Genomic DNA, 13670 nt, shown 5'->3' with positions numbered 1-13670 from the left:
TCGAAGCCGTCGCGTCCTGCGCCGGGCCGGCGGCTTGATCGGGAAAGAAGTTCCCGCCTAAGCTTTCAGCAATGGCGGCCAGAGAAGCCGGGGCATGGCAGAGGATCGAATGGAAAACCGCAGTAGCTATGACCCGAACAGCCCGAGTTTCCGGCTGGAGAATTCGCCCTTCTACTTGATCGCTCACGCCGACTTCAAATATCATGAGGACATGGACAAGGTGCTGCACAAGCACGGCGTGTCCAAACCCATTTATCGCATCCTCACCGTGTTGCGCGAACGCGCACCCGCCTCGATCGGCACGATCGCAGAAGCCGCGCTGACCAAGCGCTCCACGGTCAGCCGGATCATCGACCGCATGGTCGAACAGGGCCTCGTCACCACCGAGCCCAACGCCGACGACAACCGCATCACCGACGTGACGCTGAGCCCCGCGGGCCAGCAGATGCTGCGCAAGCTGACCCCCATCGTCGGCCGCCAGTTCGACCGCGCGATGGAAGGCATCAGCAACCGCGACATCGCCCACCTGCTGCGCACCTTGCACAAGATCGGCGCGAATTTGAGCAAGCTGCCGATCGAGTAAAGCGGGCGGGTACGCCCTTCATTCCCTCCATTCGCCCGCATGATGGAGGGAACGCCACGGGCGCTACCCTCCGCCGCCTTCCCCGCCACTCCGCTTTCCGGACGCGCTCCTCTTGCGCTGCGCGGAGACCACGGATCCCCGCCTGCGCGACGATGGTGAAAGGGTATCCGCTGGCGAACAGCCGTCTCAGCCGATTCCACCGTCCGGGATCGCCGCCTAGCGGATGTTCAGCGACAGAAATCGCCGCCTTTCCAATCGTCGTTCAGGCGCATCCAGGGCTCGCCCGCAGGTGCCAGGATCAGCACGAGGCTGCGGCGCCCTTTTGGTGCCGCCTGCAGGTGTGCGCCACCCGGCACGATATAGCTTTCACCGGCCTTGATGACGCGCCGATCGGTCGGGCTCTGCGTGCATTGCTCACCGTCGATAACGTAGAAGCCCTCCGGCCCGGAGTGGCTGTGCACGCGCGTGCGCATGCCGGCCGGGAACCATGATTCCATGAACCGGGCCGTGATCGGCTTTCCCTTTGTCGAATGAAATGGCCCCGCGACATGATGCGGCGGCAATGACCTGACGACTTTCTGCGCAGACAGGACGTACAGCCACCAGCGGTCATGAGCCTGCACGGCGACGCTCTAGGCGCGCCCTCTACCAAGCCGATGTGCCTCCGCTTCGTCCCTGGCGGGAACGATGTGCCAGTAGAGCGTCGCGGGAGGCGAGCCGAGCGAGATCTCCGTGCTCAGGAAGCAGCCCGACTTCCCCCTGTTCTCGGCCGCAGGCTCGGTGCAGCCGCCGGGAACAGGCGGCACCTGCTGTGAGATCATGGCTGCGAGGAGCGCGAAACCTTCGAGCATGGCGATCTCCCTCGACGCTGCGCCAACAAGATCTCACTCTACCTCAATGCCCGCAATAGTCGCTCTCCCGCCAACTCCGGGCGCCCGTGGTCGCCGGAAACCTGAGAGAAACAGGCCGCGCTGAAGACGCCGATTTGCGGACGTTGCGCCACTTCCGGTTCAGCGCTCGCGCCCCGTTACGTTGACAATCTTGAACCCTGCCATTTGCAGCGCGTAGATTACACCAGCGACGCAACGCCAAGGAACTTCCGCCATGTCCTGTTCGACATAGGCGCGTTGTGCGGACTTTACCGCTGAACGACCGAGAACCAGCAATTCATCCGTCGTAACTCTTTTCCCTCCAACCTCGATGTTGCAGGCGGAGGTAGACCCGCGAATGGTCACGCCAAACGGCGTCGGGGCTGTTCGGCCTACACACGCCGGCGTGGCAAGCGGAGCAGCAACAAGCATAGCCAATCGGAGCGCTTGAAACATCCATCAACGATGCCGAAGCCGTGCGCGCTTGACAATGACCGCATCCACCACGTTCCGGGCGTCTATGAAACCCGCCGACGATCCCGAAAGCTGTCGGGCTGAAAACGGCCAAAAGTGGACATGGCGGTATCGTCATACACGTGATTTTAGGGCTTGGCAGTGATCAGCAACCTGGATGGCTTCGACTAGGATGATCGATGTGGCTTGGTGATCGCCCTTGGAGCCTGCTGCTTTCAACGGGGTTTGTAATCGTCTTGATAATCGCTGGCGGCGTCGCCCGCGGAGGTGACTTGGTTACAATCGGGTCTTCGACCTACGCGATCCCGGAAGACTCATCTGTGATCAAGCCAGTCTCTGTAGATGCGGGATATGTTCAATTTTCTACAAACATGCAGCATGGTAGATTGACGGAGCGCAGTCTAACGTTCGAATATGATCCACGATTTGAAAAATCAGATCGTTCGAGATACGGAAGTAAAAAGGGGGATGTTGTTCTAAAGCAGATGCCATGGGGAGCCGTGATCTGCAACGAGCAGTCTATCGAAGTTGGCTTGTTTATGTCATGTGGTTTCTCCATCGTAGAAGCGGATGCGCTTTGGCAGGTCAAGTTCCATCACGAGAAACTAAAAGACGGCAGTGATCTTGCCGCGGAGGCAAGGTCGGTTCTGCGAGCGCTGCGGCACTAGACTCACCAACGCGAGTCAATAATCGTGCGCTATAAGGAAACGTCGCCTTTCGCCCATTTGCGGACGACAAGTGCTGATGGTTAGAAGAGGCAATGCCTGACGTGACCAGCCAATCCGGTGTTGATCAAAGCGACTCAGAAAGTCGCCATATTAGCGGCCCTCTTATGCTTGCTCTTCTGACTTTGCCGCTGTTGTTCGGTTGGTTTTTGGCTCGGCGGGGATACGCGAACAGTACGAGAGTGATCGTTGCCGTATATGCCTTACTCGCGCCCGTAATTGCGATTTTGGCCCGCTAGAATTGCGAAGTTCTTCGTCCGCTAACCTCCCAACAACGGACATCACCCTCCCCGCAAGGGCAGCCACCAACAGAACGCCAGCCCTTTACCGCGCGACCACGATCTTCCCGTCCGCCACCACGTACCGCACCTGTCGCAGGTTCTTGAGGTCCGCCAGCGGGTTCGCGCCCACCACCAGCAGGTCGGCGATCTTGCCCGGCTCCACCGTGCCGAGCTTGTCGCCCATCCGCATGATTGTCGCCCCAACGCGCGTTGCGGAGGCGAGCACGTCGGCGTTGCTCATTCCCGCCTGGCGCAGATAATCCAGCTCCCGGAAATAAGCGTCCGGGTAGCGCACTTCATTCTCGAACGGGATGTCCGTCCCCACCCCGATCGGCACGCCCGCGCGATGCGCCTCGGCGACGCGCTTCAGGTGATCGCCTTGATCGATGACGAAGCGGCGCGAATGGGTGTGGTAGAAGCCGCCGGTGGGGATGCCGGCGGTCGGATAGCCGCCCTCCAGCAGGTTATCGAAGGCGCCGATCGTCGGCACGAACGCCGTGCCGTGCTTCTTCATCAGCGGCACGGCCTGGTCGCTCATGTCGAGCGGGTGCTCCAGCGTGTCGACGCCGGCCGCGATCGCCCAGTCGGTGTATTTGCCGTAGCTGTCGATCGCCACCGGCACGCCCAGCGAATGCGCCTCGTCGATCGCGGCGGCGATTTCCTCCTGGTCGCCCGGCGCGCCGAGCTTGATCCAGTCGGCCAGCACGCGCACCTGCTCGCGCACCGCCGCGCGCCATTCCCACGGGCCGTTGTTGCCGTGCGATGCGCCGCCCAGCCCCGGCTTCTGCCGCCCCGTGGCGGTCGAGGTCACTTCGTCGCCATGGCCGCTGGTGCTGGAGATGATCCGCCCGCTCCACATGACGCGGGGACCCCGGATGATGCCGCGGTCGACCGCTTCCTTGATGCGCAGCGCGACGTCGTCCATCGTCCCCACGTCGCGCGCGGCAGTGATGCCCGCGTCGACCAGCTGGCTCGCCAGCGCCGTGCCGCGGATGGCGGCGGCGGCCGGGCCGTCCGAATAGGCCCCCATGTTTGGCCCGCGCTGCTGCGTGAAATGGATGTGCAGGTCGATCAGCCCCGGCATCACGAACATGCCCGTGGCGTCGATCGTGCGCGCGGCATTGGCGGGCACCGGCGTGCTCGCGGCCGGGCCGGCGGCGAGGATGCGGTCACCCTGCGTCACCACCACCGCATTGGCGATCGGCGCACCGCCGCGACCGTCGATCAACGTGCCGCCGGTCAGCACCAGGATCGGCTCTCGGCTGCGATCGATCGGCGGGATCGGGATGCGGCGCACATCGTCGGTCGTCTCGGGAATGGCGCGCTTCGTTTGAGCAACCACCGGCGACGACAGAACCACCGCCCCCAGCATCCCCGACACCCACGCGCGCACCATCCGCCGATCCGCCATCGCCGACCCCCATTTCTCGATATAACGAATTGCACGTGATTTGGCGCATGTTTGCGTTGACCGCACAAGCGCTTTTTGCTTCCATGTGACGCAACGATGACGCGGAATCGTCGCGTATGGCGCAACGATCTTGCCGTTGAAGCCGCACGCTCGCCGCGTCATCCTCGCACGCATTGGCCCCGAAAGGACCACGCATGACCAGCCAGACCCTCAACGATTTCGCCACCGGCATCGCCACCGGCGCGATCCGCACGATCGACCTCACGCAGACGCTGTCGCCCGACACGCCCACGCTCGTCCTGCCGCCCGAGTTCGGCCAGTGCGCCGGCTTCAGCCAGCAGGAAATCTCGCGCTACGATGAACGCGGCGTCGCCTGGTATTGGAACAATTTCACCGTCGGTGAGCATACCGGCACGCATTTCGATGCGCCGATCCATTGGGTCACTGGCAAGGATCTGCCCAACAACGCGCTCGACACCGTGCCGCCCGCCGATTTCGTCGCTCCCGCGGTGGTGATCGACATCAGCACCCAATGCGCCGCGGACCCCGATTACCTCCTCACCGTCGAAGATATCGAAGCATGGGAGGCCGAATACGGCCAAATCCCGCCGCGCAGCTGGGTGATGCTGCGCACGGACTGGTCGAAGCGCGAGGGCGAAGCCTACACCAATCGCCGCGAGGACGGCGCGCACACCCCGGGCCCGTCGGTGGAGGCGGTGCGCTTCCTCGTCGACGAGCGCGACGCGCACGGCTTCGGCGTCGAGACGATCGGCACCGATGCCGGCCAGGCGCATCTGCTGGAGCCGGCATATCCGGCGCACAGCTTCTTCCACGCCGCGGGCCGCTACGGCCTGCAATGCCTGGCGAACCTCGATCTCCTTCCGCCGACCGGCGCGCTGGTCGTGGCGACCCCGCTCAAGATCGCCGGCGGCTCGGGCAGCCCGTTGCGCGTCCTCGCCTTCGTGGCCGGCTGAGGCGATGGCGGAGCGGTCGTTCAAGGCGGAGGTCGAGCAGCTCAGGCTCGGCGACGGCGATGTCTTTCACGGCGAGGGCATTCTCGCCGTCACCAAGGCGCTGCTGCAATCGGGCGTGGCCTATGTCGGCGGCTATCAGGGCTCGCCGATCAGCCATCTGATGGACGTGTTCGCCGACGCGAATGACCTGATGCGCGAACTTGGCGTCCACTTCGAATCCTCCGCCAGCGAGGCGACCGCCGCCGCGATGCTTGCCGCCTCGGTGAATTATCCGCTGCGCGGCGCGGTGGCGTGGAAGTCGGTCGTCGGCACCAATGTGGCGTCCGATGCGCTCTCCAACGTCGCGTCGGGCGGCGTCACCGGCGGCGCGCTCGTCATCCTCGGAGAGGATTATGGCGAGGGCTCCTCGATCATGCAGGAGCGCACCCACGCCTTCGCGATGAAGTCGCAGATGTGGCTGCTCGATCCGCGGCCGAACCTCACCGCGATTGTCGACATGGTGGAAAAGGGCTTCCAGCTCTCCGAGGCGAGCAACACGCCGGTGATGCTCGAATTGCGCGTGCGCGCCTGCCACGTGACGGGCAGCTTCGTCGCCAAGGACAATAAGCGCCCGCCGCTGACGGTGGCCGAAGCCGCCGAGGCCCCGGTGCGGGACACCGACCGCATCGTGCTCCCGCCAGCGAACTTCCTCCACGAAGTCGAGAAGATCGAACAGCGCTGGCCCGCCGCGCTCGATTTCATCCGCACGCACAAGCTCAACGAGCATTTCGGTACGCGTGACGACGACATCGGCATCATCGTGCAGGGCGGCCTGTTCAACTCGCTGAACCGCGCGCTCGAACTGCTCGACCTGTCGGACGCCTATGGCAATGCCAAGCTGCCGATCTACGTCCTCAACGTCACCTACCCCCTGATCCCCGACGAGGTCCGCGACTTCTGTGCGGGCAAGAGCGCGGTGCTGGTGATCGAGGAAGGCCAGCCCGAATTCATCGAGCACGAGCTCAACACGCTCGTCCGCCGCGCCGATCTCCAGACGAAGATCGTCGGCAAGGACGTCCTCCCCCGCGCCGGCGAATATGGTGGCGCGGTGATCCGCGACGGCATCGCCAAGTTCCTCCGCGCCCATGCCCCCGACCGCGCGCCGCCCGAGGCAGCGCCGGCCCCCGCGCCCGCGCTGTCACCCGCGATGGTCCCGCAACGCCCCGCCGGCTTCTGCACCGGCTGCCCCGAGCGCCCGATCTTCTCCGCGATGAAGCTGGTGCAGAAGGAACTCGGCGCGTTCCACGTCTCGGCCGACATCGGCTGCCACCTGTTCTCGATCCTGCCGCCCTTCCATATCGGCAACACCACGATGGGCTATGGCCTGGGCACCGCCGGCGCCTCCGCCTTCAAGCCCCGCGACAAGCGCGCGATCGCGATCATGGGTGATGGCGGCTTCTGGCATAACGGCCTCACCTCCGGCATCGGCAACGCCGTCTTCAACCAGGACGATAACCTTACCATCATCGTCGACAACGGCTATTCCGCCGCCACGGGGGGCCAGGACATCCTCTCCTCGCGCGCGAAACCGCCACACCGCAAGACCAATAATCCGATCGAAAAGGCCGTGCGCGGCGTCGGCATCGGCTGGGCAAAAACAATGACGCGCACCTATGACGTCGCCGGTATGCGCGACGCCATCCGTGATGCGCTGGTCGCGCCCGAAAAGGGCCCCAAGGTGCTGGTTGCCCAGTCCGAATGCCAGCTCAACCGCCAGCGCCGCGTAAAGCCCTTGATGGCCAAGGCGATCAAGAACGGCGAGCGCGTCGTGCGCGAGCGGTTCGGCGTCGATCCCGACACCTGCACCGGCGACCACAGCTGCATCCGTCTCTCCGGCTGCCCCTCGCTGACGATCAAGCCCAATCCCGATCCGCTGCGCCAGGATCCGATCGCGCATGTCGAGAACAGCTGCGTCGGCTGCGGCGTCTGCGGCGAGGTGAGCCATGCCGCGGTGCTCTGCCCCAGCTTCTACAAGGCCCAGATCATCGCCAATCCCGACCGCCGCGACCGGTGGCGGCAGCGGGTCCGCGACTGGGTGATCGGCGCGCTGCAGCGGCGCACCAGCCGCTCGATCGCCGCGAGGGCATTCTGATGGAAGAGATCTCGAAGACGGGTCGGCGCATCACCATCGCCATCCTGGGCCTCGGCGGCCAAGGGGGCGGCGTGCTTGCCGACTGGGTGGTGCAGCTCGGCGAAGCCAACGGCTATGTCGCGCAAGGAACCTCGGTCCCGGGCGTCGCGCAGCGCACCGGCGCCACGATCTATTATGTCGAGATGATCCCAGCCGGCGACAGCGAGCCGGTGCTGGCGCTCACCCCCGTGCCGGGCGACGTCGACGTGGTCGTCGCGTCCGAGCTGATGGAGGCCGGCCGCGCGATCCTGCGCGGTTTCGTCGGCAAGCAGACAGTGCTGATCGGTTCCACCCACCGCGTCTATGCCATCGACGAGAAGTCGGCGATGGGCGACGGCCGCGCCAGTGGCGAGCGGATCGTCGCGGCCGCGCAGGAACGGTCGAGGCGCTTCATCGGCTTCGACATGGACGCCGCCGCCGACCGTGCCGGTACGGTGATCAGCTCCGTCATGTTCGGCGCGCTGGCCGGCAGCGAGGCGCTCCCCTTCCCACGCGAGGCGTATGAGGCCGCAATCCGCGCTGGCGGCAAGGCGGTCGAGGCGAGCCTCAAAGGGTTCGACGCAGGGTTCGAAGCCGCCCAGGGCCATCCCGAGCCGGCCTTGATCGCCGCGCCCGCGACCGTGCCGACCTCCCCTGCCGGCCGTGCGCTGCTCGCCCGGATACAGGCGCAACTGCCGGTGGAGGCGCACGCCTTCGCCATCGAGGGCGTTCGCCGCCTGATGGACTATCAGGACGCCGCTTACGCCGGCCTGTACCTCGACCGGCTCGTCGCCGTGAGCGACGATCCCGCGGTGCTGACCGAAGCCGCCCGCCATCTCGCGCTATGGATGGCCTATGATGACACGATCCGCGTCGCCGACCTTAAGGTGCGCGAGACGCGCCTCGCCCGCGTGCGCGGCGAGGTGAAGGCGAAGCCCGACCAGATCATCGCCGTCACCGAATATATGCACCCGCGCCTGGAGGAGATCTGCGAGACGCTCCCGGGCTGGCTCGGCGGGCGCATCCTCGCCAGCGAGCGTCTTGGCCAATGGCTCGCCCCCATGTTCCGCAAGGGGCGCCACGTCGAGACGACCAGCGTGCGCTGGTTCATCGTCCTGTGGCTGCTCGCCGCCATGCGCCGCTGGCGCCGCGGCACCCTTCGCTACGGCCACGAACAGGCGCGGATCGCGGACTGGCTGGCGCTGGTGCACGACGCCGCGCCAGACGCCGGCCTCGAACTCGTCAAATGCCAGCGGCTGATCAAGGGCTATGGCGACACGTTCGCGCGCGGACTGGGCAATTACATGCGCATCACCGATCGTTACCGCGCCGGCGGGCTGGACGCCGCGGGCATCCGGCGCCTGCGCGAAGCAGCGCTGGCGGACGAGGATGGCGTGGCATTGGGGCAGGCGCTGGCGTCGTAGCGGCCCAGCTTTCCGAGCCGGACTGGAACATGAGGCCGGTGCGATTTCCTGCTTTCACTGTCACCCGGCCGTGAGCCGGGATCCGTGCCGCTTACGCCAAGGCAGGAGGAGCGAGCGATAGCGCCATCCGACGGTTGAATGCCGGGACAAGCCCGGCATGACGAATGGTCGCACCGCTTTGCATCCCAAGTGTGCCGAGCCTGTCGAAGCACGTGCCCCGAGCGCTGGCCTGCGTGACACGCCCTTCCGGCAGGCTCAGGGCAAACGGATGCTGCTAGCGCATCCGACCCGGATCCCCGCATCCACCCCGCGCGCCGATATCTGCGCAAGCTCAGGATCGACAGCCTTATCGTCGGGTGAAACACACCCGCGCCACGTCAGTTTGACAGGTAAGCCATCGACATCAGCACCTTGGGCAGCATCGCCGCGCCTGCATGCATGCGGATCGGCGTCGGTGCGCGCGGCGTCACGGACAGCGCCTCGCGATCGTTCGACGCCAGCATCGCGCCCATCTCCGTGCCGATCATCGTGTTGAGCGAAATGCCGCGGCCATTGTCGGCCTGTATCGCAAAGGCGCCATCGCCCAGATCATAGACTTCGGGCAGGAAGGATGCGTTGAGCCACGCCACCCCTTCCCACAGATAATCGATACGCGGGTTCGGCAGGGCGGCGAAATGCTGCGCCACCCGCCGCCGCGCCTCGCGCACATGGGCACGCTGCCCCTTGACCAGATAAGAGGTGGCAAAGGCGGAAATCAGATGGCCATGATCGTCGATGCGCGCGGTGAACAGATACGGCACCTTGTCGGTGAACGCCCCGCCCTCCGGCAGGATCACGGCGCGCTCCTCGGGCGATAGCGGGGCGGTGGCGAACTGGATCACGTGCAGCGGCAGCGCCGTGCGCCGCAGCGCGGGGTGCAGGCCCGCATTGCCACCATTGGCCGCCAGCACCAGTCGCCGCGCCGTAACGGTGCCGCCGGGGGTGCGCGCCACCCAGCGATCGCCCTCGCGCCGCAACGCGTGCACCCGGCTGTCGGCATACACGCCGGCGCCCAGCCGCCGCGCCGCCGCTGCCATCCCGCGCGCATAGCCCAGGGGATTGACGCTCCCGCCCTCGGCAAACCGCAAGGCACCGACGTAACGCTCGGCGCCGAACACCTGCTCGATCCGCTCGCCCTCCACGAACGAAACCTTGAAGCGCCGCGACGACCATTGGTTGGCAACGCGCCGCTGTGTCTCCGCAAGCGCGGCATTGTGCGCCGGCGCGTAAAAGCCGTCCTCGCGCGCCTCGCACTCCAGCCCGTGGCGGGCGATCAGGTCAAAGACGCCGCGGGCGGAGCCGCCCACCATGCGCGTCAGCTTCTCCGCCTTGGCGCGGCCCAGCACGCGCCCGATCGTCTCGGGCGTGTGCCGGATATAATCAGGCGCGATCAGCCCGCCGCTCCATCCAGTGGCGCCGTCGCCGGGCTGGCCCGCCTCCAGCAGCACGGTCTGGACGCCGGCTTCGGCCAGGCGCAGCGCGGTGGTCAGCCCGGCCACGCCGCCGCCGATCACCAGCACGTCCGTGTCGAGGTCACCGGCCAGTGACGGCAATGTCGGCGCCGGCACGGCAGTCGCCGACCAGACCGTCGCCGATGAGGGCAGCTCGTCCACCGGAGGACGGATCGGCTGGTGCAGCATCACCGCATCTTCGCGCGAAGGGGACCGGGGTTCGTCGCGTGCGGCGCGCCTGGTGCCGGCACGACACCCGCAGACTGGGGCAACGTCATGATACTCATACTTTCCTGTCGCGCCGCGGCCGGCGCTGGTTTCGTCAAGCGTGGCTCAGGCAGTCACCGGCGCGACCTGCGGCGTGCGCTCGATCCGCCGCGCGATGGCAACGAAGAGCAGCACGAAGCAGAGCGCGACGGGCGTGTTCATGATCATCGGCAATGACATCTCATTGTTGCCGACAATGGAAACCGCGATGAAAATGGCGGTGCCTTCCTGCCGCATCAGATGCTCGACGCCGATCGCGATATTCTCGCGGCGGCTGAACCCGGCGAAGCGCACGATCGTCATCACCACGCAGACCATGATCAGGTTGAGCGCCACGGTGATCCAGAACAGCGCGCCCAGATTCTGCCGCAGCACCGGGATCTGATCGACCAGGATGACGCCGAACGAGCTGAACAGCACGATCGTCGCGGCGTTCTTCAGGTACCGCTTGAACCAGATCGCGAAGGCGGGCCGCAGCGCACGCACCGTAAAGCCGACCGCCGCTGGCAGCACCGTGATCGAGAAGATGTCCCAGAAAAAGGACGCCAGCGGCACCTGCACGTCCGCTTCCAGCCCCATGAAGTGGAGCAGCGCGAAATGCGCATAAAAGGGAATGACGAAGATGTAGATCATGCTGAGCAGCAAGGTCATCGACATGGACAGCGCCAGGTCGCCTTTCGCCATGTCGGTGAACAGGTTGGACAGCATCCCGCCGGGCGTGGTCGCGAGCAGCACGAAGCCGACGGCCAGCGCCGGCGTAGGGGCGACGGTCAGCGCCAGCGTCAGCCCGATCGCCGGCGGCACGATCAGCATCGAACACACGCCGAAGATCAGCGCGCGCTTGTTGCGGAACACCTGGCGGAAGTCGTCGGCGGTCAGCGACAGGCCCATCGAGGCCATCACCGCGATCAGCGATCCGGGCAGGAACCAATTGCCCAAGAGGTCCATCAGATCGGCATAGGTCATGGCGCGGCGATCCTCAGGCGGTGGCGAGCGTGATGGTGCAGGCGCCGTTGCGCCGGATCGTGCGGCAATCGGCCTGCGCCTTGGCGAGGTCCTCGGGCAGGATGCGCGCGCACACGTTCGCCTGGATCCAGCCGAACGGCATCAGCAGCCGCCCGCCCGGGCCGTAGAACAGCCCGATGTCGTAGAATTCGCCCGGTGGCAGCCCCTTGGTGCTTCCCGCCGCCAGATACGCCAGCACGATGTCGCCGGTATCGGGATAGGAGGTGGCGTTCTCGAACGGGATCGGCGGCGTCGCCATGCCCGCGGGCAGCGTGCTCGCCGGCATCGGCACGGAGATTTCCGGCCCGGTCCAGATCGCATGCAGCGCCTCGAACCCGGCCTTGCGCTCGGCCAGGTCCCACAGGAACGCACAGGATTGCGGCGCTGCCGCCTCCAGCAGCTCGCAGCGCGCCGACAATCCCGACACCGGCTCGTTCAACGTGATCAGCCGCATGGCTCAGCGCTCCCCCAGAGTGGCCAGATATTCGTCGCGTTGCAGCGCGATCGGCACATTGCCGTTCAGCCACAGGAAATCGTGGAAACGGCGCAGGTCGAACGCGTCACCCTCGCGGATCCGCGCCTCGGCAAGGAACTCCAGCGTCTGCATCTTGCCGATCTGGTAGCTGATCGCCTGGCCGGGCGCGGCAGCGAAGAACGCGGCTTCCTCCAGCGCGGTGGCACGGTCCATCGGCACCGTTTTCTCGAGGTAATCCGCCGCCTGCGCGATCGAGAACGCGCCGAGCGCCAGCTTCACGTCCACCTCGACGCGCAGCGCGCGCAGCCGCGCGAAATTGTAAATGATCTCGCGCGTCTTGGGCGCATCGGCCCACAGGCCCGCCTGCAGCATCATTTCCTCGGCATAGAAGCCGGTGCCCTCATTGGCGGCGCTGTCGTAATAATGGCGGCGCAGCGGATCGGGATGTTTCCAGCCGAGGCTCAACTGGAAGAAGTGCCCTGGCACGCCCTCGTGCACGATGATCGGACGCGGATCGCGCGTGATCGACAGGTTGAAATAGCCGAGCTTGGGCGACGGATCGGGCAGATAGACCGTCGCATTCTGCCCCACGCGCGACGGGCCGGTCAGGTCGAACGTCCGTCCCAGCCAGCCGATCGGCGCGAGATAGGCCGGGAATGGCAGCGCATTGTAATGGCCCACCCAGTCCGGCACCGTCAGCAGCCGCTGCTCGGTCAGGAAGCGCCGCACCTTCAGTTCCTCGGCATCGAGCCGCGCGGTCACTGCGCCGATCGAAGCGCCGATGGGCAGCTCCGCCACGCCCCGATTGCGGTTGCGCTCCAGCGTCTCGAACAGCACGGCGCGTGCCCATTCCTGCCGGCCCATCACCAGCAGCTCTTCGGGAGCATGCGGGATCAGCGCGACCTGGTCGAGGAAGAAGCGATAGGCGTCCGCGCCCACTGCCGTCGTGGCCGGCAAGCCGCCCTGCTTCGCCTTCAGATAGGCGCCGAACTCCGCAAATGCCTCGATCGCCGCCGCAACCGCCACCTTGAGCTTCGCCGCCTGCGCGGCATCGGCAAAGGGCGTCAGCCCCGCCGCCATGCCGTTCAGGCTGGCCGGCACCTCGTCGATCTGCGCACGCGCGATCGCGACGAACGGCCCGCGCATGTCGGTCAGGTTCGCCCGCCCCGCCGCGAGCGTCGCCGGCACGCGGCCGAGCAGCCGGATCACTTCGTCGATGCGCGCGCGCTCCACCGGCGGCGGAGGCAGCAGCACCTCGAACACCGGCTCGATCGCCTGCGCGACATAGAAATGCGGCTGGCGCTGCCACGCGGCGACGTGATCCAGCTCCCAATGCACCCGCGCCAGCGCCGATCCGACGAGGCGATAGTCGGTTCTTTCCTGCGGGCTGCGCGGGGCGCTCGCCAGCGCTTTCCAGCGGGCATCGAACGCGGCAAGCTTGGCCCTTTGCGCCGTCACGCCGGCCGGCGTCCAGTCGGGCGCCCAGCCTGCCGGCCGCTCGATCCGCGGCACGTCGTCGCTGGTCGCCGGCTGGGTCACCGCC

12 protein-coding genes are annotated in these 13670 nt (G+C 66.3%); 5 read left to right on the top strand and 7 right to left on the bottom strand.

Annotation, left to right across the window (positions count from 1 at the left end; translation table 11 throughout):
* The first annotated feature begins 211 nt into the window (after positions 1 to 211).
* Entirely contained in the window at positions 212 to 583 is a 372-nt protein-coding gene (locus AX702_RS19990; protein ID WP_177179202.1) for a MarR family winged helix-turn-helix transcriptional regulator, read from the top strand.
* A 227-nt stretch (positions 584 to 810) separates the two neighbouring features.
* Here the strand turns inward: AX702_RS19990 and AX702_RS19985 are convergent, their stop codons facing one another.
* On the bottom strand, positions 811 to 1080 hold the full coding sequence (locus AX702_RS19985; RefSeq protein ID WP_066782139.1) for a cupin domain-containing protein: 270 nt from the start codon (positions 1078 to 1080) through the stop codon (positions 811 to 813).
* A 135-nt stretch (positions 1081 to 1215) separates the two neighbouring features.
* The gene (locus tag AX702_RS19980; RefSeq protein WP_066782138.1) at positions 1216 to 1434 is read right to left on the bottom strand and encodes a hypothetical protein; all 219 of its coding nucleotides are present in this window, start codon (positions 1432 to 1434) and stop codon (positions 1216 to 1218) included.
* A gap of 671 nt (positions 1435 to 2105) precedes the next feature.
* Here AX702_RS19980 and AX702_RS22250 point away from each other — a divergent pair.
* Positions 2106 to 2594 (top strand): hypothetical protein, encoded by a 489-nt coding sequence (locus AX702_RS22250; protein WP_156455610.1) that lies wholly within the window; start codon positions 2106 to 2108, stop codon positions 2592 to 2594.
* Between the two features lie 381 nt (positions 2595 to 2975).
* Here the strand turns inward: AX702_RS22250 and AX702_RS19975 are convergent, their stop codons facing one another.
* Positions 2976 to 4343, bottom strand: a complete 1368-nt coding sequence (locus tag AX702_RS19975) for an amidohydrolase family protein (RefSeq protein ID WP_066782137.1) — start codon at positions 4341 to 4343, stop codon at positions 2976 to 2978.
* A gap of 194 nt (positions 4344 to 4537) precedes the next feature.
* Here AX702_RS19975 and AX702_RS19970 point away from each other — a divergent pair, with 194 nt between their 5' ends.
* Genes AX702_RS19970 through AX702_RS19960 form a run of 3 tightly spaced genes read left to right on the top strand, consistent with a single transcriptional unit; the run spans position 4538 to position 8890 of the window.
* Entirely contained in the window at positions 4538 to 5317 is a 780-nt protein-coding gene (locus AX702_RS19970; protein ID WP_066782136.1) for a cyclase family protein, read from the top strand.
* Positions 5318 to 5321: 4 nt separating this feature from the next.
* A complete protein-coding gene (locus tag AX702_RS19965) occupies positions 5322 to 7448 on the top strand; it encodes an indolepyruvate ferredoxin oxidoreductase subunit alpha (RefSeq protein WP_066782135.1) in 2127 nt (708 codons plus the stop codon).
* Positions 7448 to 8890, top strand: a complete 1443-nt coding sequence (locus AX702_RS19960) for an indolepyruvate oxidoreductase subunit beta family protein (protein ID WP_082746393.1) — start codon at positions 7448 to 7450, stop codon at positions 8888 to 8890. Before AX702_RS19965 ends, AX702_RS19960 begins: the two co-directional genes overlap by 1 nt.
* Before the next feature lie 377 nt (positions 8891 to 9267).
* Here AX702_RS19960 and AX702_RS19955 read toward each other — a convergent pair whose 3' ends face one another.
* The 4 genes from AX702_RS19955 to AX702_RS19940 form a co-directional block, all read right to left on the bottom strand.
* Complete coding sequence (locus AX702_RS19955; RefSeq protein WP_066782134.1) at positions 9268 to 10569, bottom strand: NAD(P)/FAD-dependent oxidoreductase; 1302 nt, start codon at positions 10567 to 10569, stop codon at positions 9268 to 9270.
* Positions 10570 to 10713: 144 nt separating this feature from the next.
* Entirely contained in the window at positions 10714 to 11613 is a 900-nt protein-coding gene (locus AX702_RS19950) for a bile acid:sodium symporter family protein (RefSeq protein ID WP_066782133.1), read from the bottom strand.
* Positions 11614 to 11626: 13 nt separating this feature from the next.
* Positions 11627 to 12106, bottom strand: a complete 480-nt coding sequence (locus tag AX702_RS19945) for a DUF3830 family protein (RefSeq protein ID WP_066782132.1) — start codon at positions 12104 to 12106, stop codon at positions 11627 to 11629.
* Between the two features lie 3 nt (positions 12107 to 12109).
* The coding region (locus tag AX702_RS19940; RefSeq protein ID WP_066782131.1) for a DUF885 family protein at positions 12110 to 13670 on the bottom strand (1561 nt) is incomplete at its 5' end.

Origin of the sequence: Sphingomonas sp. CCH5-D11 (assembly GCF_001557395.1) — a bacterium.
GTDB lineage: Bacteria > Pseudomonadota > Alphaproteobacteria > Sphingomonadales > Sphingomonadaceae > Sphingomonas.
Note: the sequence above shows the minus strand (reverse complement) of the source record. Positions and strands in the feature narration are given on the sequence as shown.